This is a genomic window from Acinetobacter nectaris CIP 110549 (assembly GCF_000488215.1).
In the GTDB taxonomy this organism is placed as follows: Bacteria; Pseudomonadota; Gammaproteobacteria; order Pseudomonadales; family Moraxellaceae; genus Acinetobacter; species Acinetobacter nectaris.
The window spans coordinates 182,528-205,691 of the sequence record NZ_KI530735.1 but is presented as its reverse complement, the minus strand read 5'-3'; the positions used below and the strand labels follow the sequence as shown (position 1 = coordinate 205,691).

Annotated in this window: 21 protein-coding genes; 10 read left to right on the top strand and 11 right to left on the bottom strand. The window is 37.8% G+C overall.

Annotation, left to right across the window (positions count from 1 at the left end):
* Positions 1 to 168 precede the first annotated feature (168 nt).
* Together mrcB and P256_RS13320 are read left to right on the top strand one after the other, a co-directional pair.
* Positions 169 to 2,556: a penicillin-binding protein 1B gene (mrcB, locus tag P256_RS11305; RefSeq protein WP_040332227.1), complete on the top strand. Its 2,388-nt coding sequence runs from the start codon at positions 169 to 171 to the stop codon at positions 2,554 to 2,556.
* A gap of 16 nt (positions 2,557 to 2,572) precedes the next feature.
* A complete protein-coding gene (locus tag P256_RS13320) occupies positions 2,573 to 3,244 on the top strand; it encodes a hypothetical protein (RefSeq protein ID WP_023273817.1) in 672 nt (223 codons plus the stop codon).
* Here P256_RS13320 and P256_RS11295 read toward each other — a convergent pair.
* Positions 3,241 to 4,128: a thiamine phosphate synthase gene (locus P256_RS11295; RefSeq protein ID WP_023273816.1), complete on the bottom strand. Its 888-nt coding sequence runs from the start codon at positions 4,126 to 4,128 to the stop codon at positions 3,241 to 3,243. The two genes, P256_RS13320 and P256_RS11295, sit on opposite strands and share 4 nt — an antisense overlap.
* A gap of 145 nt (positions 4,129 to 4,273) precedes the next feature.
* On the opposite strand from P256_RS11295, the gene hemP reads away from it, so the two are divergent.
* Positions 4,274 to 4,444: a hemin uptake protein HemP gene (gene hemP, locus P256_RS11290; RefSeq protein WP_023273815.1), complete on the top strand. Its 171-nt coding sequence runs from the start codon at positions 4,274 to 4,276 to the stop codon at positions 4,442 to 4,444.
* 96 nt (positions 4,445 to 4,540) lie between these two features.
* Here hemP and P256_RS11285 read toward each other — a convergent pair whose 3' ends face one another.
* Both P256_RS11285 and tsaA read right to left on the bottom strand, forming a co-directional pair.
* Entirely contained in the window at positions 4,541 to 6,316 is a 1,776-nt protein-coding gene (locus P256_RS11285; RefSeq protein ID WP_023273814.1) for a type IV pilus assembly ATPase TfpB, read from the bottom strand.
* A 175-nt stretch (positions 6,317 to 6,491) separates the two neighbouring features.
* Entirely contained in the window at positions 6,492 to 7,211 is a 720-nt protein-coding gene (gene tsaA / locus P256_RS11280) for a tRNA (N6-threonylcarbamoyladenosine(37)-N6)-methyltransferase TrmO (protein WP_023273813.1), read from the bottom strand.
* A 99-nt stretch (positions 7,212 to 7,310) separates the two neighbouring features.
* Between tsaA and P256_RS11275 the strand changes: the two genes are divergently transcribed.
* The 3 genes from P256_RS11275 to nth all read left to right on the top strand — a co-directional run bounded on the left by P256_RS11275 (position 7,311) and on the right by nth (position 9,683).
* The gene (locus P256_RS11275) at positions 7,311 to 8,090 is read left to right on the top strand and encodes a ferredoxin--NADP reductase (protein ID WP_023273812.1); all 780 of its coding nucleotides are present in this window, start codon (positions 7,311 to 7,313) and stop codon (positions 8,088 to 8,090) included.
* Positions 8,091 to 8,223: 133 nt separating this feature from the next.
* Positions 8,224 to 9,024, top strand: coding sequence for an RnfABCDGE type electron transport complex subunit B (locus tag P256_RS11270; RefSeq protein ID WP_023273811.1), 801 nt, complete (start codon positions 8,224 to 8,226; stop codon positions 9,022 to 9,024).
* Positions 9,021 to 9,683 (top strand): endonuclease III, encoded by a 663-nt coding sequence (gene nth / locus P256_RS11265; RefSeq protein WP_023273810.1) that lies wholly within the window; start codon positions 9,021 to 9,023, stop codon positions 9,681 to 9,683. Before P256_RS11270 ends, nth begins: the two co-directional genes overlap by 4 nt.
* A gap of 2 nt (positions 9,684 to 9,685) precedes the next feature.
* Here nth and P256_RS13315 read toward each other — a convergent pair whose 3' ends face one another.
* From P256_RS13315 to P256_RS11255, 3 genes are all read right to left on the bottom strand, one after another.
* Positions 9,686 to 9,850, bottom strand: coding sequence for a hypothetical protein (locus P256_RS13315; RefSeq protein ID WP_023273809.1), 165 nt, complete (start codon positions 9,848 to 9,850; stop codon positions 9,686 to 9,688).
* A 65-nt stretch (positions 9,851 to 9,915) separates the two neighbouring features.
* Positions 9,916 to 10,569, bottom strand: a complete 654-nt coding sequence (adk, locus tag P256_RS11260; protein WP_023273808.1) for an adenylate kinase — start codon at positions 10,567 to 10,569, stop codon at positions 9,916 to 9,918.
* A gap of 75 nt (positions 10,570 to 10,644) precedes the next feature.
* A complete protein-coding gene (locus tag P256_RS11255) occupies positions 10,645 to 11,961 on the bottom strand; it encodes a DUF445 domain-containing protein (protein ID WP_023273807.1) in 1,317 nt (438 codons plus the stop codon).
* Between the two features lie 444 nt (positions 11,962 to 12,405).
* Between P256_RS11255 and gdhA the strand changes: the two genes are divergently transcribed.
* From gdhA to rsmD, 3 genes are all read left to right on the top strand, one after another.
* Positions 12,406 to 13,749 (top strand): NADP-specific glutamate dehydrogenase, encoded by a 1,344-nt coding sequence (gene gdhA, locus P256_RS11250; RefSeq protein ID WP_040332224.1) that lies wholly within the window; start codon positions 12,406 to 12,408, stop codon positions 13,747 to 13,749.
* 177 nt (positions 13,750 to 13,926) lie between these two features.
* A complete protein-coding gene (mrdA, locus tag P256_RS11245; protein ID WP_023273805.1) occupies positions 13,927 to 15,975 on the top strand; it encodes a penicillin-binding protein 2 in 2,049 nt (682 codons plus the stop codon).
* Between the two features lie 8 nt (positions 15,976 to 15,983).
* Positions 15,984 to 16,532, top strand: coding sequence for a 16S rRNA (guanine(966)-N(2))-methyltransferase RsmD (gene rsmD, locus P256_RS11240; protein ID WP_023273804.1), 549 nt, complete (start codon positions 15,984 to 15,986; stop codon positions 16,530 to 16,532).
* A 7-nt stretch (positions 16,533 to 16,539) separates the two neighbouring features.
* On the opposite strand, the gene P256_RS11235 is transcribed toward rsmD, so the two are convergent.
* The 3 genes from P256_RS11235 to sthA form a co-directional block, all read right to left on the bottom strand.
* Positions 16,540 to 16,788 carry a hypothetical protein gene (locus P256_RS11235; protein WP_023273803.1) on the bottom strand — a complete coding sequence of 83 codons (249 nt, stop codon included), beginning with the start codon at positions 16,786 to 16,788 and terminating at the stop codon, positions 16,540 to 16,542.
* Between the two features lie 169 nt (positions 16,789 to 16,957).
* A complete protein-coding gene (dps, locus tag P256_RS11230) occupies positions 16,958 to 17,458 on the bottom strand; it encodes a DNA starvation/stationary phase protection protein Dps (protein ID WP_023273802.1) in 501 nt (166 codons plus the stop codon).
* 196 nt (positions 17,459 to 17,654) lie between these two features.
* On the bottom strand, positions 17,655 to 19,070 hold the full coding sequence (sthA, locus tag P256_RS11225) for a Si-specific NAD(P)(+) transhydrogenase (protein WP_023273801.1): 1,416 nt from the start codon (positions 19,068 to 19,070) through the stop codon (positions 17,655 to 17,657).
* A 194-nt stretch (positions 19,071 to 19,264) separates the two neighbouring features.
* Between sthA and lipA the strand changes: the two genes are divergently transcribed.
* Complete coding sequence (lipA, locus tag P256_RS11220) at positions 19,265 to 20,278, top strand: lipoyl synthase (RefSeq protein ID WP_023273800.1); 1,014 nt, start codon at positions 19,265 to 19,267, stop codon at positions 20,276 to 20,278.
* A gap of 48 nt (positions 20,279 to 20,326) precedes the next feature.
* Here the strand turns inward: lipA and P256_RS11215 are convergent, their stop codons facing one another.
* Together P256_RS11215 and P256_RS11210 are read right to left on the bottom strand one after the other, a co-directional pair.
* Complete coding sequence (locus P256_RS11215; protein ID WP_023273799.1) at positions 20,327 to 21,667, bottom strand: amidase family protein; 1,341 nt, start codon at positions 21,665 to 21,667, stop codon at positions 20,327 to 20,329.
* A gap of 40 nt (positions 21,668 to 21,707) precedes the next feature.
* Positions 21,708 to 23,021 carry an MFS transporter gene (locus P256_RS11210; RefSeq protein ID WP_023273798.1) on the bottom strand — a complete coding sequence of 438 codons (1,314 nt, stop codon included), beginning with the start codon at positions 23,019 to 23,021 and terminating at the stop codon, positions 21,708 to 21,710.
* Positions 23,022 to 23,164: the final 143 nt, after the last annotated feature.

Here is a 23,164-nt window from a genome sequence, read left to right as displayed (position 1 = left end):
GAATAACTTTATAATATCATGCACACTTTATGAAAAATATGCAGTGGTTTAGATGGTTGAACACTGTTTTAACGCATATTTTTTGTATCGTTACAGCAATAATTATTGCAAAATGTGAAAAACATTCGCATGATTGTAGGGTTTGTTTCGGATAGCTTATCACTTTTTATGAAGTCACAACGTGGTCTTAGTTTTTTTCTAGTGATCTTTTTGATCCTAATTATTGTTGGTTGTATTGCCATTGGATTTTATCTTGTTCGTCTAGATAACGTTATACGCACAAAATTTGAGGGTCAACGTTGGGATATTCCTGCAAAAGTTTATGCACGTCCTTTAGAAATTTATAATCAAGCACCTGTAAGCGAAGTTAACCTTATTCAAGAGTTAAACATGCTTGGTTATCATAAGGCAGAGAATTATGAACATCCCGGTTCATTTGTTCTAAAAGGAAATAATGTTTTAATTCACACACGTGGTTTTGACTTTGGTGACAATAGCACTGAGCCTGAGCAAGTTCTCGACCTCAAATTTGCACAAGACGAAATTGTTGATGTTAAAACAACTAAGCCTACCGAAACAGGTATGACACGCCTTGAACCATTATTGATTGGGGGAATTTACCCTCAGCACAATGAAGACCGTGTACTCATTAAACTAAAAGATGTACCACAACCACTCATTGATGCACTGATCTCTACAGAAGACCGTGACTTTTATAGCCATCACGGTATTTCTGTTCGTGGAACGGCGCGCGCTGTGTTTAGTAACATTACAGGTGGACGCAGACAAGGGGGTTCTACCCTTACACAGCAGCTTGTAAAAAACTTCTTCTTATCTCCTGAGCAGACATATAAGCGTAAAATCAATGAAGCGCTTATGGCTATTTTGCTCGAAATGCACTACAGCAAATCTGAAATTTTAGAAGCCTATCTAAACGAAGTTCATTTAGGTCAAAATGGTAACTATTCAATTAATGGTTACGGTCTTGCATCTCAGTTTTATTTTGGATTGCCATTACGCGAACTTAATATTGCGCAACAAGCTTTCTTAGTTGGTCTTGTTCAAGGGCCATCTTTATACAATCCTTGGCGTAACCCTGAACGTGCAAAAGAAAGACGTGATGTTGTACTCAATAATATGCTTACAACAGGTTACTTATCTCAACAACAATATGATAAAGAGATTGCTCGACCACTTGGCGTCATCGAAAAGCCATCATTAGGTCCAACACGCTTCCCAGACTTTATGGATATTGTTCGTCGCCAACTACGTGCCGAATACCAAGACTCTGATTTAACAAATCAAGGACTTCGCATATTCACAACACTTGACCCTGTTGCGCAAACAAATATTCAAAATGCATTTAAAGACAGTATTGAGAACTTAACAAAACGCAATCCTCGTGCACTAAATGACTTACAAGGTGCTGTACTTATTCAACGACCAGACAATGGCGAGTTAGTTGCTGCTGTTGGTTCATCACAAGACTTTACAGGGTTTAACCGTACAATTGATGCAAAACGTCAAGTTGGTTCTTTACTTAAACCTGCAATTTATATCAATGCAATCGAGTCTGGCCGTTATAATTGGGCAAGTTTAATCCAAGATACCTACATTAGTATTGGTTCAAATGGTAAAACATGGACACCTAAAAACTATGGTGGTGGTGAGCATGGCATGGTACCGATGGTACAAGCATTAGAACACTCTTATAACCTTGCTGCTGTGCGTATGGGACAAGAATTTGGTGTTTCAGCATTTACCAATAACTTACGAAAATTCGGTGTAACGAGCGATATTCCGCCATATCCTTCAACCTTCTTAGGTGCAGTAAACATGTCACCTATGGAAGTGTTAAGTATTTATGGTAATTTTGCGACAGGCGGATTTAAGTACCCAACAAAATCTATTCGTGCTGTTGTAGACCAAAACGGTAAAGTTCTTGACCGTTATAGCTTAAATGTACAACAAACAATTGACCCTGCTGCTGCTTATGTTCTGAACTATGGTTTACAACAGGTCATGCACTCAGGTACAGGTCAGGCAGCTTATCGTAGTTTACCAAACAACCTCAACTTAGCAGGTAAATCAGGTACAACAAACGATGCACGTGACTCATGGTTTGCAGGTTACTCAGGTAACTATGTTGCTGTCGTTTGGTTAGGGTTAGATAACAATAAAGTTATTGGTTTAACAGGTTCATCAGGCGCTCTTCCTGTTTGGACAAATGTAATGAAACAATTACATCAACAGCCTGTAAACTTGACACAACCCGACGATGTACAATGGCAATGGATTGATGTTCCAACAGGTAATCTCTCAGCTCAAGGCTGTAGTAATGCAATGTATATTCCTCTTTTAGCAGGACATGTACCAACGCAATCTACACCATGTGCGATGCCAAATCAGCCTATGCCTGATAACAATGCGTCAGCACCTGCAACATCTTCAGATGACCCTTTAGAAAATTTAATTAATCAAACAACAGAGAGCCATCCTAATAATACTGCCCCAAGTGCACCACCTCAGGTGATTTCTTCAGGCAGCTCTAATTAAGTTTTGGAGAATAATTATGAAAATTAAATTTCTGACGAGTAGCCTTATGCTACTCGGAGTGGTGGGCTGTAGTCAGTTGCCAAGTATTCATCACTCACAGCAACCAACCCGCTCTACTGTAGCCCCTAAAATTGTAAATGAGCCAATGACGCCTCCTCAGGTACAACAAACAAATAATGGCGTAACTGTCACGCCATATAATCCTGGCGAGATTAAGCATGAATCTATGCCTATTCCACAGCCACAGCCACAGCCACAGCCACAGCCACAGCCACAGCCACAGCCACAGCCACAGCCACAGGCTCCACTACCTAAACCGCAACCGCAACCGCAACAAGTAAGTAATACAATTACGATTAGTAATGCTCAACCACCTGCTTTTCGTAACCTTATTAATCAATCTCAAATTGCTTACCAACAACAACAGTTAGATAAAGCTGAGCATCTTGCAACTCTTGCTCAACGTATTGCACCACAAGCATCTGGCAGTTACGTCATGCTATCTAGAATTGCATTGCAGAAGAAACAATTTTCCCAAGCACAATCACTTTCTCAACGAGGCATGATTTTTGCCGTTGACAAAACAACGAAGAAACAGTTTTGGCAAGTGATTTATAAATCTGCACAGCAACAACAAAATGCTGATTTAATGAATAAAGCAATTACAGCCATAAACAATTTGAACTAGAACGCAGAAATACCTGCTACGCCATAAGCCTGACAATCCTGTACTGTTGTCAGGTCTTTAGGTGTTACCCCACCAAGTGCAAATATTAATATATGACTTCGTTGAGCAATACTTTTAAATGCCGTCCAACCGAGTGGTATCGCATTAATATGAGTATTTGTTGTATTTATTGGGCTTAAAAAGGCAGCCTCACAGCCAATTTTCTCTGCGTACAAAACACCCTCTAAATCATGGCAAGCTGCTATATATCGACATCCTAAATTTAAATCATTTGCTGTGAATTGCTTTAACTGATGCTGTTTTATATGAATAGCTCCAAGTTCTCGTTGTTCATCTCTTGTTAAAGCATGTGCTAAATCTATATTTAAAATAAGCTGAGATAAAAACTTTTTATTCAAATGCTTCATTTGTTCTACACTAATATTCCGCGCATACAGCATCGTATTTAAATTTAGTCTTTCTATATCTGAAATTTCTGAACTAATTTTAATATATGGCGCCCATAACATTCTTTGAATAATTGGATCATTTGCTTTCGGAAAATTAAGTGATGTCAGCTCATCACGTGAATACCATTGCCAAGGGTTTTGAATCACTGCTAATAAATGATCGGGTACATAGCTATAAAATAGAAATAAGCGAACTATCACATCATCGTATTCATATCTAAGCTCATCCCAAGAGAACCAGTTTTCAATATCAGCTCCTACTTCTTCTTTCACTTCCCTACGACAAGCCTGAACTGCCGTTTCATTTTTTTCTATTTTTCCACCTGGAAATTCATTCTTATTGCCCTGATGCTGTTCTTTATTTCTCCAACCGACTAAAACCTTACCATGCGAGAACAATAATCCAATCGCAACATCAACTTCCTTTTTAGCCATATTCATTTTCTCCTCTATTCTGCATAAGTTTTACATATTGTAACTGTTTCAAAGTTTTTTATAAAAAAGCACAAATTATAATTGACAGTATTATTCGATAATGATTATCATTTAAAACATTAGCCAACTCCACGGAGAAATAGAAATGAACGCACCGTTTAACTTATTTACTCGCAGTACAGAATCAAACCAAAACTTACCAATGCTTCATTCAAATAACTTATTTGCTTTAGGTCGTGAAATTCGCATTATGCATGCTGGGGAAGAATATCGCTTAAGACTAACTCGTAATAACCGTCTAATTTTAACAAAGTAACAGGTTATTTTAACGAGTAGCGGATATAAAACGTGGAAAAACAGTAATTATATCAAATATATAATTACTGTTTTAAAACAACAGACACCTATAAATCTAGTTTAACGGCACAACTCGCATTACTTCTTCTATAGAAGTTGTACCCAATAAAATTTGTCGTGCACCCGCAATACGTAGTGGCTCTACTCCTTCTTTTTTTGCTTGAGCTTTAACATCAGCCAATTTAGCACCATCACTAACAAGCTGTTTTAGTACCAATGACATTGGCATAAACTCATACAAACCAACACGACCTTTATAGCCTGTATGCCTACACTCCTCACACCCAACAGGTTCATAAAGCTTATGAGGCACGGGTAAATCATAACCTGCTGTTAGTTGTTCCCACTCTTGCTGAAAAACAACCATCTCTTTCTTACAATGACACAAACGTCTTACGAGTCGTTGTGCAAGTACACCTAACAATGTTGCCGAGCTTAAAAAAGGCTGTACTCCCAAATCATGCAGTCGTACTAAACTCGAAGGTGCGTCATTTGTATGTAGTGTCGAAAGTACCAAATGCCCTGTTAAAGCAGCTTGAATCGCCATATCAGCAGTATCTTTATCTCGAATCTCACCAATCATAATAATATCAGGATCTTGACGCATTAATGCACGAATACCATCTGCAAAGCCTAAATCAATATTTGCATTGACTTGCATTTGATTGAAGCTATCTTCTTGCATTTCTATTGGGTCTTCAATTGTGCAAACATTCACATCATCAGTCGCCAATTTTTTCAGAGAAGAATATAGCGTGGTCGTTTTCCCTGACCCTGTTGGCCCTGTCACAAGAATAATTCCATGTGTATTGCTGGTTAGTGTTTTCCAATCATCGAGTAGTTTTTCATTAAAGCCCAGTTGCTTGAAGTCTCTCACAAGTACTTCTGGATCAAATACACGTAAAACCATCTTCTCACCTAATGCCGTAGGTAAAGTTGAAAGTCTTAGTTCAGTTTCGACACCTCTTGGTGTTCTTGTTTTTAAACGACCATCTTGCGGTTTTCTTTTTTCTGCAACATTCATTCTTCCCAAAATCTTTATACGTGCAATTACGGCATTTAAAGTATTTGCAGGCATCTGATAAATCGTTGTTAAGACACCATCTATACGAAAACGTACTTTGCCTTTTTCTTTTCGAGGCTCTAAATGAATATCGCTTGCACCCTGCTCAAATGCAAACTGCAAAACCCAATCGACAAGCTTTACAATATGTTGATCATTCGCATCTGGGTTTTGTGTTTGCATATCTCCAATTTGAAGTAGAGATTCAACTGATTTATTTTCATTTTTTTTATTTTTTTCTGAAGAAAAGACAGCTCGACTCACCTGATAGTATTCAATCAAGTATCGCTGCAACTGGTCAGGATTTACAAAGACACGGCGAATCTGTTTTGGCTTTACTATGTGCTCTAAGCTTTTCAGCCAATCTGTCATAAATGGCTGATCTGTACCAATAACAACCTCAGTATCACTAACATCTACCGCCAAAAGACGATTATGAACTGCAAATTCTTCAGACATAATCTTTGTTAGAGAATCAACATCTGACTTTAAAGGATCAATGGTAAATAACCCTATACCCGCTTTACTCGCCAACCACTGACCGAGTACAGCCAAATTAAGTTTCTGGTTTACATTTAATTTATTGGGAAGATTAAACTCAGCAATCCACTGCAACGGATGCAAGCTAAGCTGCTCTCTTTTTCGGTGTGTGGTTTGAATAAGTATTTTGTCTCGCTCACTCATTAAACCATCTTGCATTAAGTTTTCTAAACACCATTGTAAGTCTATTAAATACGAATAATGATGTGATGATGACCGACTATACATAAACAATCCCAATAATAAATTAAGTAAACCAAATTAAATATGTGCCCAAACTGCACTAAAAATTCAAATATTATGAAGTTGATATGCACATTAAGGCTTGCCACAGCACCTTTCAAGACCAAAAACTATCAAAATAGGCAAGATAAAATGAGATAAAATGCAAACTATTAATATATTATGTGATAATTTCTACAATATGAATGTAATCACATATTACTGTAAAGCGAACATCAAAAATATCAAACTTCATGCCATAAATCCGTTGTTCATCATTTTGATATGCTGGACGAGGATCTAAAGAAAGCACTTGCTCAATCGAATGAATTATTTTTGGTGTCAGTTGATTTTCTCTTAACAGTATTTCTTGCTGATGTTTTGCAATACTCTCCCAAATTACAGTTTTTTTATTCGGCTCGTCCATTGCATAGCCACTCAAAGCTTCTGTAACTGCATCTGAATACACAATATATGGCTTAATATCTAAAATTGGTGTGCCATGCAATAAGTCACTGCCTGTTACATATAAACGTACAGTATTTTTACACTTTTCTACTCGCACTCTTTTTACAACAGACATTCCTATTGGAGCAGGTCTATACATGCTTCTTGTTGCAAATATCCCTTTCTTTTCATTCCCCCCTAAACGAGGTGGTCTCACTTGAGGTCTAAATTTAGAAGAACTTGCCTGTTTATTTTCATGAAAATTCCAGAGTAACCACAAATGACTAAACTCTTCTATACCTTCAAAAGCTGAAAGATCATTATAAGGTGAATGAAATTCAATATAACTTTCCACATCAACTAAATTAGGCTGACGTGGTATACCAAATTTTTCACGAAAAGGTGAATGCATTACCCCAATGACGGGGAATTGAATCGGATCAAAAACTTTCATCACTTTTTCTTATAAAGACAATTAAATATATTCAGTTTATCGGGATTAATTTTAGATTAAAATAGAAAGTGTTTTTAATATTCATAATTGGACCTTTAAATGGCTGCTTTTAACGTTGAACGTATTACCCACGTTCACCATTGGAATGACACATTATTTAGCTTTAAAACAACACGTGACCAAAGTTTGCGCTATAAGAATGGTCAGTTCGTCATGATTGGCTTACAAGTCAATGGCAAACCATTAATGCGTGCCTACTCTATTGCAAGTGCAAATTATGAAGAAGAACTTGAATTTTTCTCAATTAAGGTTGCAGACGGTCCACTAACTTCAATCTTACAAAAAGTACAAGTTGGCGATGAAATTCTTATTTCAAAAAAACCAACAGGTACACTTGTTCACGACGATTTATTGCCAGGTAAAAACCTATACCTTTTATCATCAGGTACAGGCTTAGCACCATTCTTATCAATTATTCGTGACCCTGAAACGTATGAACGCTTTGAAAAAGTCATTGTTGTTCATGGTACGCGCTATGTAAGTGAACTTGCATACCAAGACCTTATTCTCAATGAACTACCAAACCATGAGTTTTTCCAAGAGCTAGGTATTCAAGAGAAACTGGTTTACTACCCAACAGTTACGCGTGAAGATTTCCATACTCAAGGTCGTGTTACAACAGCCATTGAAAGTGGTCAACTTTTTGAAAAAATTGGTTTACCTCGTTTTAACCGTGAAACTGACCGCGCAATGCTTTGCGGTAGCCCAGCGTTCTTAAAAGATGTTGCAGCTTTACTTGATGAACACGGTTTAAAAGAATCACCTCGTATGGGTGAAATGGGTGACTACGTTATTGAGCGTGCATTTGTAGAAAAATAATTTCGCGGAATATAAATATAAAAAGCCGATGCACAGTCATCGGCTTTTTATCATACATATCTGTTAGAATGACTTGTCCTGAGTGCTATTTTTCTGCACAATCCCCTGTTTTGCACATACATTGACAAGCCACATGAGTTTAAACTTCCCTCTCATCCAGCAAATTGATGCACTACTCCCTCAAACGCAATGCGGTTTATGTGGCCATCGTGATGGCTGTCTACCTTATGCCAAAGCGATTTCTGAAGGTGAAGCTGCAAATAAATGTATTCCCGGCGGACAACCTGTTGCAGATCAACTTGCAACATTACTCAGTCGCCCTAAGCTACAAGCAGAAGAAAGTATTTGGCCAACTCAAAGTGATGGTCGTCCACAACGAATGAAAGCTATTATTCGTGAGGAAGAGTGCATAGGTTGCACCAAATGTATCAGTGCTTGCCCTGTAGATGCCATTGTAGGCAGTGGAAAACTGATGCACACTATTTTTACAGACCTTTGTACAGGCTGTGAGTTATGTATTCCACCTTGCCCTGTCGACTGTATCGACCTTATTGAAGATACTAGCCCCATTCCACAACCCAAGGAGCAAGTGGTACTACAAGAAGACCTGCGTACACGTTATTACTCTCATATTATACGAGAAGAGAAAAGAAACACTGCTAGACGAGGTCCAATAGTGCGTGCAGAAATAGATACTGCTCTCTTTGCAGAGTTTTCTAATCATGTACAAAATGTACCTAAAGTAGAAGTGTATACTGAAAATCAACCACTAAAAACTGAAACAAGTGCAAAAACAACCATTCAGCTTGCCCGTTTACGCACACAAATTAAAAAGTTAGAAAAACAATTGAGTGTACGAGAAGATGAGAAAAAACGTGCTCAATTACAAGTGCTTGAAGCTGAACTGACCGAACTACAAGGTGCGAATGCATGACTACAAAAAATATGACTCGTAAACAAATTGAAATATTCTTTACACGTTTACAAGCACAACGACCGCATCCTCAAACCGAATTAAACTATTCTTCACCTTTTGAATTGCTCATTGCAGTAATGCTTTCTGCACAAGCAACCGATGTCAGTGTAAATAAAGCCACAGACAAACTTTACCCTATTGCCAATACACCTGAAAGTATTTATGCCTTAGGTGTAGAAGGATTAAAAGTTTATATAAAAACCATTGGTTTATATAACTCAAAAGCAGAAAATGTCATTAAAACTTGTAAAATTCTTATTGATCAGCATCAAAGTGAAGTTCCAAATACACGTGTTGCACTTGAAGCACTTCCCGGCGTAGGTAGAAAAACAGCGAATGTTGTTTTAAATACAGCATTTGGTCAGCCTACTATGGCAGTTGATACACATATTTTTCGTTTGGGGAATCGTACAGGACTTGCTGTTGGCAAAAATGTACTTGAAGTCGAAAAACGACTCATGAAAGTCATCCCAAAAGAATTTATGGTAGATGCTCATCACTGGCTTATTTTACATGGACGATACTGCTGTGTTGCACGAAAACCAAAATGCAGTGAATGTGTGGTTTCTGATGTTTGTAACTGGCCTGATCGCTTTGAATTTGGCGCATTAAAATAAACTCATTGTTTATTTTGTAGTTTTGGGTGTAACTGCCGTGGTCGAGGTTGCTTAGGTCGTGACTTATTTTCTTTTACAACCTCACTCAGCATTTTTTTACTCTGCCACAATAGCCCAATTAATAAAACTAAGCTAAAAACAACTAAAGCAATTAACGCAAATTTCATAATGATTTCCTAATAGAAAAAGACCTAGAATAGCTAGGTCTTTCTTCAACTTTTCAAAATAAAATTTATTTATCCAAGATGGTAAATAGTTCTTGTTGAACTTGCTCGATTGGACGTAAACCATCAAGTTTATTATAAGTCGCTGCTTTTTCTGTTGCAGTTGCACGCGCTTGATAAAAACCAACAAGTTGTGCAGTTTCTGCATGATACGCAGTTAAACGCTTACGAATCGTTTCTTCTTGGTCATCTTGACGCTGTACTAAGTCTTCACCTGTCACATCATCTTTACCTTCCACTTTTGGTGGATTGTATACAACATGATATACGCGACCAGAAGCAGGATGCTGACGACGACCAGACAAACGTTTTACAATTTCTTCGTCAGGAACAGCAATTTCGATAACGTGGTCAATTTCAATGCCTTCGCTTTCTAATGCTTCAGCTTGTGGAATCGTACGAGGGAAACCATCAAAAATACAACCATTTACACAGTCAGGTTGTGCGATACGTTCTTTAACTAAGCCTAAAATAAGTTCATCTGAAACTAAGCCGCCAGATTCCATTACGCTTTTTGCCTTTAGGCCAAGTTCAGTTCCTTCACGAATTGCAGCACGGAGCATATCACCGGTTGAAATTTGTGGGATATCATAGCGCTTACAGATCAACTGAGCTTGTGTACCTTTACCTGCTCCAGGTGGTCCGAGTAAGATAATGCGCATCTAATAAATCCTCATTTAACAAAAATTTGACCAAATCAACATACTTTATAAAAATTAAAAATAGATGATTTCGTCTTATAAAAAAGCAACAAAAAGATGTATTGTACCGGCAATAAAACCAGTTACTCCCCCCAACACGATTAAAATCCATTCATCTTCTTTAAATGCTGGACGTAATAAATTTTGAAACTCGTGTGGTGTAAGATCACGAATACGATCTCGAAACATTTTAAATATCTTACGTGCGCGACTTGCATTAAATGCAGGATCACAAACAGGCACCATCGTAATTTCTATTGAGCGGTCAATCAAGTCTGTTTTTAACTTTGCATACTCTTTTGGCCCTAATGATAGCTGTAAAGTTGTACGAACTAACGGTGTATCCATAATAGGATTGATATGTTTTTTTACAATTTGACGAGTTTTTTCTTTTTTATCACCATACATCATTTCCATCATAATGGTTTTTAAAGTAATCAGCTCTTCTGTTACCACTTTTGCAAACACATCTGAAACTTCTTCTTGGCGCTTCATAAATGCACCTTGAATGTTATAAGTACCTATTCTTGGTACAACAGGCACAAGCCATGGAAATTTACGATTTGTCGTACGTCTAAAAAATTGTGGATAGCGAACATAATGCGGATAAACTGGATTAAAAACCATCCAAATTGCAATCCAATTTGTTAATAAGCCCCAAACTGCTGCCCAAAATGGGACTGTCCAGTGCCAAGGTACAACAAACCAAACCAACATTTGAATCAGACCAAAACAACATCCTATCAGTGCACTAATATGCCAAATAAAGTTTATTTCTTTTGACCCCACTTTTAAAAACATGGTCACCATTAAGCGGCGGTCATTTTCCATCTGATGCACGACCATATCTCGCATATCTACAAGCGATTCGACATGCGATGTTAAATCAATCACCAAATCATGTAATACAGTCGGCAACTGTTTATGTGCATGCTCATAAATACGGCGTTTAATTGAATAAGGTAAGTTTTCCCATAATACAACATTTCGCTCATGCATCACTTCATCTATAAGATGTTCAAGCTGTGCATCTACCTGATTACCAATAATATTGGCCATCTCATCAGGATCCATTGCATCTAAAAACTCACTTAAAGAGCCAATTTTTTTTAATGTATTGTCTGTAATAATGCCTGAAATTCGTCCAGCCTTACGTGGCACAATACCTTGCCAGCCTATAGGCAAACGCCCAATATGAAAACCAAAAAAATGAATTGGATAAAACACCATACGCAGTGCCATCCAAACATGTGCCCATGTTACAAAAGCAGTCACAGGGATAATACTTAGCACCGCCAAATGATCTGGGCAGAGCAAAAATAGTTGCCACAAATGACTAAAATACTCAAACATGAAACACTCTCTAGTTATTCACCTGAAATGTAATAAATTTTATACCGTTAGCACTACCTAGAAACCAATCTAAAAGCGACATACAAGCAAGAAATCGAAAGCCTAAAAAATTATTTTTATGCGTATTGGTATATTAACATGCTAAAAGCACTGAATCGCAAAGATAAAAACTAAAAGATATACAAAAAGTATGGATTTGTAATATAGGATGACTTTTAAACCGATAGAATCAAATAAGTTAATACCTTCAAAGCGCTTATATCTATAAAATCACTTACCTTTGCAGAAGATAAAATACTCAAAAAATAGACTAAGACTTCTTTTAAGACCTTGATGTTCTTTTCATACAGCCAATAACTGCGTTACATTGTTGATATATCTTTACTCATTTTTCCTCGTGAGCAAAATACATTTTAGCCATAATTTAGAATAAGGATGAACACTTTGAAATATAATAGCCTTCAAGAATTTCTAACGACAGTAGAGAAAAATAATCCGCATCAACCTGAGTTTCTACAGGCTGTTGAAGAAGTTATGACAAGTTTATGGCCTTTTATTGAGAAGAACCCCCAATATACCAAACATGGTCTTTTAGATCGTTTGGTAGAGCCTGAGCGAGTTATTCAATTCCGTGTCGCTTGGGTAGATGACCAAGGTGAAACTCAAGTAAATCGCGCATTTAGAGTACAGTACAACTCAGCTTTAGGTCCTTTTAAAGGAGGAATGCGATTCCATCCATCTGTAAACCTCTCTATTTTAAAGTTTTTAGGCTTTGAGCAAATCTTCAAAAACTCTCTAACAACACTACCTATGGGTGGTGGTAAAGGTGGTTCTGACTTTAACCCAAAAGGAAAGTCAGATAATGAAGTTATGCGTTTTTGTCAGGCACTTATTGTCGAGCTGTACCGCCACTTAGGGCCAAATACAGATATCCCTGCTGGAGACATTGGCGTTGGTGGACGTGAAGTTGGCTATATGGCAGGCATGATGAAAAAGTTAAGTAATGACACTGCCTCAGTATTTACAGGTAAAGGCATTTCATTTGGCGGCAGCCTCATTCGTCCCGAAGCAACAGGCTATGGTGCTGTCTACTTTGCAGAAGAAATGCTCAAAACAAAACATCAGTCGTTTAAAGATAAAATAGTTTCTATTTCAGGTTCAGGCAATGTTGCACAGTTTGCTGCTGAAAAAGCAATTTCACTTGGTGCAAAGGTCGTTACACTTTCTGACTCTAATGGTACAGTTTACATTAAAGAAGGCTTTACCTCAGAACTACTCGCAGAAGTCATGAAAATTAAGAATGAAACTCGTGGACGTATTGCAGACTTTGCCCAAAAGCATCATTTTGAGTATTTTGAAAAACAAACACCATGGCATATTCCTGTAGATATTGCCCTACCTTGTGCCACTCAAAACGAATTAACAGGTAACGACGCGAAAATACTCATTAAAAATGGTGTCATTTGTATTGCAGAGGGTGCAAATATGCCATGTACGCTTGAAGCAGTAGAACTGTTTATTCAAGCTCAAGTTTTATATGCGCCAGGGAAGGCATCTAATGCAGGTGGTGTAGCAACATCAGGCTTTGAAATGTCACAAAACGCAATTCGACTTTCATGGTCACGCGACGAGGTCGATTCTCGTTTACAAGACATAATGCGCGATATTCATAATAACTGTGTAAAATACGGTACAAAAGAAAATGGATTCGTCAATTACGTTGATGGTGCAAATATTGCAGGCTTTGTAAAAGTTGCGGATGCAATGATTGCACAAGGCGTTTTTTAATTATATAACAGATGCAACTATGTAGATTCTGCATAGTTGCAAACAACACCACTACATTTTAAAAAACATTACAATTCAAGAAATATTTACATAATAAACTCAATACAGTCTTTATTCATACGTCGCTTAGGTTAAAATAGTACGCTTTTCACCTTACCCTCTGCTGATATCGTCTATATGAAGCAACATTTTCCTTTAAAAAACGTACAACAAGAAAGACGTATTTATCGCAACCGTATATTCATTGCTGTTGGCTTGGTACTTTTATGCTTCTCAGTTCTAATTGCCCGATATTTCTATCTTCAAGTAGTACACTATAAGGATTTTTCGGCTGCATCAGACAGTAACCGCATTCGCCTACAGCCTATTGCCCCAACGCGTGGTTATATTTATGACCGTAATGGCATTTTACTTGCAGACAACTACCCTGTTTTCACTGCAACGCTCAGTAAAGCTGATGTAGATGATATTGATGATACAGTACAACGTTTAAAACCTGTTTTAGACTTATCAGAAGATGATATAGATAAATTTGATGCGCGTATAAAAACAGCAAAAAAGACTGAACGTGTTGCTTTAAAACTCAATATTAATGAAGCTGAAATTGCACGCTTTAGTGAAGCAAAATATCAGTTCCCCGGCGTACAAATCGAAACGCAGATGACTCGCTACTACCCTTATGGCGAGCTATTTGCACATATTATTGGTTATGTTGGACGAATTAACGACCGTGAGCTCAAAAGTATAAATAAAGATGCCTATGCGGGCACAAACCTGATTGGTAAAAGTGGAGTTGAAAGGTATTACGAGAACTTACTTCACGGCATACCTGGAAATGAAGCTGTTGAAGCTGATGCACATGGCAATATTTTAAGGCATTTAGGACGCAAAGAACCTGCTCAAGGTGATGACCTCTACCTTTCTATAGACTACGGTCTACAAGTTGTTGCTTCTGAACAATTGGCAGGAAGACGTGGTGCTGTTGTTGCAATTAATCCAAAAACGGGGGAAATATTAGCCCTTGTATCTAGCCCAAGTTTCAACCCTAATTTGTTTGTTACAGGCATTAGCGGCAAAGACTATGCCGCACTCCGTGACAACTTAGATCAGCCTTTATATAACCGTGCAGTACAAGGGACATACCCTCCCGGTTCTACCATTAAACCTGTAGAAGGTTTGGGGGGTATTAACTATGGTGTGGTTGACTGGTCAACAGCCATCCACGATCCAGGTTATTTCCAGCTCCCGGGCGACCCACACAAATTCCGTGACTGGAAAAAAGCAGGTCACGGTATCGTAAATATGAACAAAGCTATTCAAGAATCCTGTGACACTTACTTTTATATACTCTCAAACCAAATGGGTATTGAGCATATGAATGAATGGATGCGCCAGTTTGGTTTTGGATCAAAAACAGGGCTTGATTTACCTAGTGAAAGTGCAGGCATTTACCCAAACCCTGAATGGAAAATGAAAAACTATAAGTCCAAATGGCTCCGTGGTGAAACCATTTCGGTGAGTATTGGTCAGGGTGCATTTACAGCAACACCGGTACAACTTGCAATGGCAATTGCAATTTTGTCCAACCAAGGTAGACACATTACCCCTCACGTACTTTCATCTGTAAAAGGTGCGCTTGCTCATCCTATCCATAATGACACTGATGGCAATGTAAAATTTAATGGTACACAAGACGATTGGTTGAAAATGCGTGATGCCATGGTAGATGTAATTAACCATGGTACAGGTCGAAGTATTCGAACCAATGCATATCAAATTGCAGGAAAAACAGGAACAGCACAGGTTAAAAGTATTGCTCAAGGTAAAAAATATAATGAAGCATTGCTAACACAAAGAGAATATGACCATGGTTTATTTGTAGGCTTTGCACCTGCGGAAAACCCTGAAATTGCACTTGCTGTTATTTGGGAAAATGGTCGTCATGGTGGTGCTGCCGCACATATTGCTAAACCAATATTTGACTATTGGATGGTGCAACGTAAGACCAACCCAATTAAACCAACTGCCCAGCAGGTCAATGGTGGCTTAATGACGGCGGGCTTAAAGCCGGGACAACTACCAAGTATTGGTAAAATGTTAGAGGCTGACCCAAATGCAATCGCAACAACTAGTCCTGTTGCCCACCTTATAAAGCCTGCTTCAACACCTGCTGTGACATCCGATCGTGCAACAGGCGATGTTCCAGATACAGATATTAGCGAATAGATAGATATATGAAGAATCAGTTACGTATTATTGGTGGCGAATGGAAGCGCAGACAACTGCCTTTTGCTTCTGTTGAGGGTTTACGCCCAACACCTGATCGAGTCAGAGAAACTCTTTTCAACTGGCTGATGTGGGATATTCAAAACACCTCTGTTTTAGATACATGCACAGGTTCTGGTGCGCTTGCTTTTGAGGCACTCTCACGAGGTGCTTCGCATGTCACGCTCATCGAACCCAATAAACAGCAAGCTCAATTTCTACGAGAAAATATTCAAACGCTAAATATTCGAGATAGATGCGACCTCCACCTTAAAACGGCTGAAGATGTACTGCCAAACTTGAAAAAGACATTTGATGTTGTTTTTCTAGATCCACCTTATAGCTTAAACTTATGGGCTGATCTATCTGTAATGATTGACCCTTTACTCAATCCAAATGCCTTCATTTATATTGAAGCAGATGTTCCACTTGCGCAAATTCAATTGCCCCATTCATGGCAAAAAATTAAAGAAACAAAAGCAGGAACAGTACATGCAGGTCTATACCAAAAAACCTAGCAAATAACTATTCATCATCTTCATGTCTTTCACGCTCTTTAAATAGCTTCATACCTGTCATCATTTGATGAATTTCATGCGATGGTGGCTGATGTTCTAAGCCATCATCATCAAAAAACCCGTTATCCAAAGTTGAATTTACCAAATGAGGAAAATCACTATAAATCTGTACAGGCATTGCACCTGCATGCATTGGCATAACAATACAACCAGCAACAGATAAAGTGCACAATAAGGAAATCCAAAAATGTTTCATAGGCAGTCCAACCAAATACATATTGAATAATATTTAGTTTGCCTGAAGCGATCTATATAAATGTGAATACTTCGTAATAGTTTTATATTTCTTATGATTTTTATCGCACTTTAAGTATACTAAAAATGTAAAAGCCAACCCTAAAAAGAGTTGGCCTCTATCATACAAATTACTTTGCTTTTTCGATATTTGCTTCAATAAACCATAAATGCTGATCTAAATCTTCTAATGCAGCATGAATAATATCTTCAGAAATTGGATCTTCAATCTCTTCAATAGTAGAACGAAGGTGGTTTGCAACCACAGCATAACGATCTGCAAGTTGTACTAAGTGGTCTTGTACATCATACACATCTGTTGGATATGCTTTTAATTGCGAATCTTTACCTACAACCTGTGTTGTACCTAAAGCCGTACCACCAATTTGTACTGCTCGCTCAGCAACATTATCTAGATGGGTAATAATTGATGTTCTAAATGTATCTAACATTTCATGTACAGCAATAAAATTACTGCCACGCATGTTCCAGTGTGCTTGCTTTGTAATTAAAGATAAATCAATCAAATTAGATAAAATTTGATTTAAAATTTTTAATGTAGATTCTTTAATTTTTTCATCAAGGTTATTACGTGTATAAACGCGACCTAATGTTTTACTCTTTGTTGTCATAGCATCCTCTTGTATAGAACAATGGAATTTAAAATCGTTATGGTTATAAAGTAGCTCAATTTTTATTCTGTATCGAGCACATGTTTCATATTAAAACAGAGTAGCAACAATTGTTATCATAATTTTTAAGCAAAATGTAAATCATCGTCTGTAAAAATGGGGAATGCCGACACATAGTCGACACTACCCTTTTAAACTAAAATAACCGATTTAATCCATTGAGTGCAGCCACACGATATGCTTCTGCCATTGTTGGATAGTTAAATGTTGTTTCAACAAAATACTTCAGTGAATTATTTTGGCTTTGCATAATGGCCTGCCCAATATGAATAATTTCAGATGCATTATTGCCAAAACAGTGAATACCCAAAATTTCCAACGTATCACGATGAAATAATATTTTTAACTCACCAACTGTATCACCTGTAATTTGTGCACGTGCCAAATGGCGAAAAGATGACTGTCCAACCTCATATGGTACTTTTTCTTCTGTTAAATCTTGCTCTGTCTTACCAAAACATGAGATTTCAGGAATCGTATAAATACCTGTTGGAATGTCCGTAACAGGTTTAACATTTTCTTCACCGCTCATATTTGACCCTGCACAGCGCCCTTGGTCATAAGCAGCAGATGCAAGAGATGGCCATCCAACCACATCCCCCGCAGCATAAATGTTTTCCACTGATGTTTGATACAGTTCATTGACAGAAAGCTGACCACGGTTATTGGGCGTTAAACCAATATTTTCGAGTCCTAAACCATCTGTATTTCCTGAACGACCGTTACACCACAAAATGGCATCCGCTTTAATTTTCTTACCACTTTGTAAATACAAAACCACATAATCATCAGATGTTTCTAAATGATCAATTTGCTCATTATGGCGAATGAGTACCCCTTGTTCACGCAAGTGATAAGACAATGCATCTGAAATTTCTGCATCTAAATAGCTCAGTAATTTTGGCTGTGTATTAATCAAATCTACTTTATGATTTAGACCAATGAAGATAGAAGCATATTCACAACCAATCACACCTGCACCATAAATAATAATTTTTTTAATGGTGTAATCTAAATCTAAGATTTTATCTGAATCAAATACACGTGGATGATTAAAATCTAAACCTTGTGGATGATATGGACGACTTCCTGTCGCTATCACAAGCTCAGTAAACAAAATAGTTTCTTTTACACCATCTGGTGTAAATACAACCACAGTATTTTTATCTTGAATATAAGCACGACCATAAAACACATCAATATTATTACGGTCATAAAAACGGCTATGTGTTGCAACTTGTTTTTGAATAACACGATGTGCATGACTTAACACCTGTTTCATGGTGAACTTTTTCCATTCACCTACTTTTTGAAACAATGGATCACGCTGATAACGCATAATGCTTGAAACAGTCTGACGTAATGCTTTACTTGGAATTGTGCCAACATGGGTACAATTTCCACCAAGTTGACCACGCATATCTACAATTGCTACACGTTTACCCGACTTGGTTAGTTTCATAGCAGCCCCTTCACCCGCAGGGCCTGAACCTAAGACAATGGCATCATACTTACTAAAATTCCCTCTAATCACTTCTTTCTTACGTGACATATACCACTCCTTCCATTGTTTTCATTTATTTTAGCCTAATTCAGCTTCTTTGAGATGCTACTTTGCGTTATTTTCAGCAAGTTATAATTTCTTTAACAAATCTCCATTACTCTCCTCAATGGCACATTTTTCGTTATAATGCTACTGTATAGCAAAGAGCCATTTAAAATTGTCAAACAGTGGAAATGTTGAAAATGACGAAAAACCGTAAGCCAGAACAGGGGGTAAAACTTCGCGGCGCAGATAAAGTCGCTAGAATTCCTGTAAAAGTGATTCCTACGGTTGAAGTGCCACGTAAACCCGATTGGATTCGGGTAAAAATGACAGCACCTGAAGAAGTTCAGCGTATAAAAACGACTTTACGCGCACAAAAACTACATACCGTTTGTGAAGAGGCAGCATGTCCTAACCTACCTGAATGTTTTGGTGGTGGTACAGCAACCTTCATGATTATGGGTGATATTTGTACACGTCGCTGTCCATTTTGTGATGTTGCACATGGACGACCAAATGCATTAGATGCAGATGAGCCACGCCATATGGCGGAAACCATTGCCAATCTGCACCTAAAATATGCTGTGATTACCTCTGTAGACCGCGATGATCTACTCGACGGCGGCGCACAACACTTTGTCGACTGTATTAAAGAAGCACGTGCCCTTAGCCCAACGACACTACTTGAAATTTTAGTACCTGATTTCAGAGGTCGTATGGATGTTGCGCTGGATATTATGGCAGCATGCCCACCCGATGTATTCAACCATAATATTGAAACTGTACCTCGACTCTATAAAGCCATGCGTCCAGGTTCAGACTACCAACACTCTTTAACGTTACTACAGCGCTTTAAAGAAATGCGTCCAGATATTCCAACAAAATGTGGGCTGATGGTGGGTATTGGAGAAACCGAGGAAGAAGTCATTTCTTTATTGGATGATTTACATGCACACGGTGTGGACTATGTGACAATTGGTCAGTACCTACAACCCTCAAAAGAACATGCTGCACTTGAACGCTTTGTAACGCCTGAAGAGTTTGAGCGTTATGCAGAACATGGTCGTAAACTTGGGTTTAGAAATATTTGGTCTGCACCTATGGTGCGCTCAAGTTACTTTGCAGACCGCCAATACTATGGTGAACCTGTACCGCAAGTACGTAGAAAAGTAGATCCTGCGAAAAAAATTGCTGTACAAGCAATAGAAGCCTAATAAAAAAGAGACCAAATGCTAAAATTTGGTCTCTTTTTTAATTAAACGTTATAACCCTTCAAAAAAATGTGCTGCTCGAAAAACTGTTTCATCATCTCCTGAATATGAAGAAATAAGTAGTCCCGTTGGCAACCCTCGTTTACAAAAACCATTAGGTACAGTAATCGCAGGCGTATCTAAAAAACTTCCCGGCATGGTTAAACGCAAACTACGCTTATTCCAATCAAAAAATGTCTCCTCACTTTCAAGCAATGGTGCAAGTTCAGGCGCTGTATGCATTACTGTGGGTGTCAGCAATAAAGAACCATTCAATTCAATACGAAGCTGTTGCTGTAATTTTTGCTTTAAGAAATATAACTTAATTTGCTTCGATGCAGGGAAATGACGCGCTGTTTCTAATCTCGAGCGAATATATTGATCCATTTTTTCTGCAGCAGAAGAGTTGAGTAAATCTTCATGTAATGTAAAGGCTTCTGCCGCTCCAAGCCACAACCCCTCATCTACTAAATCTAAACTTTGCTGAAACGCATCAATTGGTCGATACTCCACCAAGCAACCTTGTTCTTTTAGTTTTTCTACACTTTGAGAAAAATTCTTTTTTACATCTTCAGAGGTTTTTGGATGTAAGAAAACACGCTCATCTACAACAAAACTCATTTGCTGTGGCTTTGTCTGTATTTGAGGAATTTCTAAAATATTCTTTCCAAGTAATAAGTTATCTAATGCCTTACAGTCACGTACACTCAGTGCTAAAGGTCCTAAAGTATCTAAAGTTTTTGCAAGCTCAAATACACCTTCCTTTGCATAACGTGTATAACTACTTCTATACCCCACTAAGCCATTAAAAGCAGCAGGTATACGAATGGAACCTGCTGTATCTGACCCCATTGCTAATGGTACTGTGCCTCGGCCTACAGAAATGGCAGCACCTGAAGAAGAACCACCTGAAACACATGTACTGTCATATATATTTTTAGGATGACCAAAAAAAGGGTTTAACCCCAAGCCTGAATATGCAAACTCAGATAAATTAGTTTTACCAATATTTACCATCCCTTTTTGGGTTAATGTTGCAACCATACTCGCATCAGTTGTCTTTATCTTACTGTCATTTAAAACTGGAGAGCCTGCTGTTGTTTTATAGCCTTGAATATCAAATAAGTCTTTCCACGAAATGGGTACCCCATCAAAAATTGAGAGGGGTTGACCCGCTTCCCATCTTGCCTGAGCGGCTTTTGCTTCTCTATAAGCACGCGTTTCACAAAGTTGGATATATACACTTTCTGTATGCTGAATTTTCTCAAATGCGTTTTCTAAAGCTTGCACAGGGGTAAATGTTTTGTTCTGAAACTGCTCAGCAATTGAAATTGCATCTTGTAAGTGCTTCACGGTTATACTCCAACGTAGAAATGAATAAAATACCTAACTACTAATGCGTAGCAGGAATTGTATGCTTTTGTGGTAAATCCACTTGAATCTTTTTATGCGGCTGTAGCATGACCATACAGCACATACTTACTGCTGCAACACAAGCTGTTGCATAGAAAATGGCATGGTAAGAATAATATTGTGCAAGCCAGCCCGAAAGTAAAGGAGAAAGAATGGCTGACCCATTTGCAATCGCCAGTGTCACACCTGAGAACACACCAATATTTTGGTGAGGAGAAACATCCATAACAACTGAGTAATACACATTATTAATCATTGCATTGCATGCATTTCCTAGTGCAATAAAAATAATGATTGTGCTTGCGGTATGCATAAGAGGTACCATTGCAAAGCAAAATGCTGTTAAAGCAAGCATGACCACAGCAAAGGTATTTCGCGCAACTTTTAAATTATATTTTTTATATAGGTAATCACTAATATAGCCCCCTAGCACTACCGTAACTGTCGAACCAATCCATGGAATCATGGCCATATACCACAGTGCATTCAAATTATAATGGAAGGTATCTTGTAAATATTTTGGCCCCCAAGACATAATGGTAAATGTGACATATAAAAATGCAAAATAGCCACAGGCGTTGAGTACCAATGTTCGATTCTGAAAAAATGTCCACCACGGCAGTTTTTCTGTCTGTTCTTCTCTATCTTTTTGGATTTCAGCCAACTCATTTTCTGTAACCTTTAAATGCTTTTCAGGTGAATCTTCAAATACAAAATAAAAAATCACCATAAACATAAAAGAAACCATGCCTAACAGCACAAACATCGTTCTCCAACTATGTGTTGTCATCAATAAAAAAACTGCAATGGGTGCTGTCAGCAATCCAGCAACTTGTGTACTCAGCAGTCCTAAACTTAATGAAAAACTTCGCTCATTTTTAGGTGCCCAATTGGCAATAGATTTATTTAGTAATGGATATGCAGGCCCTTCAGCAATCCCAAATAATATTCTAAACATTGCAAAGCCCATTAAAGATGAGCCAAAAAAGAAAACACCTATATTCCCTGCCCAAGCAGTAAATATTTCAATAACAGACCATGCTAAACCAAAACATAACCATACTTTTTTTGTACCAAACCGATCAGCCAACCCACCGCCCAACAGTGCACCAATTAAGTAACCAAAACCAAAATAACCAAGTACAGCACCTATTTGTACCTTAGATAAAGTATATTCTTTAGCAATATCATTAATCGCAAATGGTAATGCACCACGATCAATATAATTAATAAGAATGAGAGCAAATAACAGCATAAAAATAGAATAGCGATACTTCATATTATTTTTTTTCATTTTGCTCACCTTCTTTTATATCCCTCTCATTTTCATTAGAATTCAAGAGGTTCTCGATGCCAAATACAAAGCAAAATAGATGCCAAATAATATTGACTTAATTTCTTTTATATTATTTATTTATATTTAATTTTTAATAAAAA

Bases quoted from the DNA above. Each gene is read 5' to 3' on its own strand.
- mrcB (WP_040332227.1), top strand. From the start codon at position 169: ATGAAGTCACAACGTGGTCTTAGTTTTTTTCTAGTGATCTTTTTGATC.
- P256_RS13320 (WP_023273817.1), top strand. From the start codon at position 2,573: ATGAAAATTAAATTTCTGACGAGTAGCCTTATGCTACTCGGAGTGGTG.
- P256_RS11295 (WP_023273816.1), bottom strand. From the start codon at position 4,128: ATGGCTAAAAAGGAAGTTGATGTTGCGATTGGATTATTGTTCTCGCAT.
- hemP (WP_023273815.1), top strand. From the start codon at position 4,274: ATGAACGCACCGTTTAACTTATTTACTCGCAGTACAGAATCAAACCAA.
- P256_RS11285 (WP_023273814.1), bottom strand. From the start codon at position 6,316: ATGTATAGTCGGTCATCATCACATCATTATTCGTATTTAATAGACTTA.
- tsaA (WP_023273813.1), bottom strand. From the start codon at position 7,211: ATGAAAGTTTTTGATCCGATTCAATTCCCCGTCATTGGGGTAATGCAT.
- P256_RS11275 (WP_023273812.1), top strand. From the start codon at position 7,311: ATGGCTGCTTTTAACGTTGAACGTATTACCCACGTTCACCATTGGAAT.
- P256_RS11270 (WP_023273811.1), top strand. From the start codon at position 8,224: ATGAGTTTAAACTTCCCTCTCATCCAGCAAATTGATGCACTACTCCCT.
- nth (WP_023273810.1), top strand. From the start codon at position 9,021: ATGACTACAAAAAATATGACTCGTAAACAAATTGAAATATTCTTTACA.
- P256_RS13315 (WP_023273809.1), bottom strand. From the start codon at position 9,850: ATGAAATTTGCGTTAATTGCTTTAGTTGTTTTTAGCTTAGTTTTATTA.
- adk (WP_023273808.1), bottom strand. From the start codon at position 10,569: ATGCGCATTATCTTACTCGGACCACCTGGAGCAGGTAAAGGTACACAA.
- P256_RS11255 (WP_023273807.1), bottom strand. From the start codon at position 11,961: ATGTTTGAGTATTTTAGTCATTTGTGGCAACTATTTTTGCTCTGCCCA.
- mrdA (WP_023273805.1), top strand. From the start codon at position 13,927: ATGAAGCAACATTTTCCTTTAAAAAACGTACAACAAGAAAGACGTATT.
- rsmD (WP_023273804.1), top strand. From the start codon at position 15,984: ATGAAGAATCAGTTACGTATTATTGGTGGCGAATGGAAGCGCAGACAA.
- P256_RS11235 (WP_023273803.1), bottom strand. From the start codon at position 16,788: ATGAAACATTTTTGGATTTCCTTATTGTGCACTTTATCTGTTGCTGGT.
- dps (WP_023273802.1), bottom strand. From the start codon at position 17,458: ATGACAACAAAGAGTAAAACATTAGGTCGCGTTTATACACGTAATAAC.
- sthA (WP_023273801.1), bottom strand. From the start codon at position 19,070: ATGTCACGTAAGAAAGAAGTGATTAGAGGGAATTTTAGTAAGTATGAT.
- lipA (WP_023273800.1), top strand. From the start codon at position 19,265: ATGACGAAAAACCGTAAGCCAGAACAGGGGGTAAAACTTCGCGGCGCA.
- P256_RS11210 (WP_023273798.1), bottom strand. From the start codon at position 23,021: ATGAAAAAAAATAATATGAAGTATCGCTATTCTATTTTTATGCTGTTA.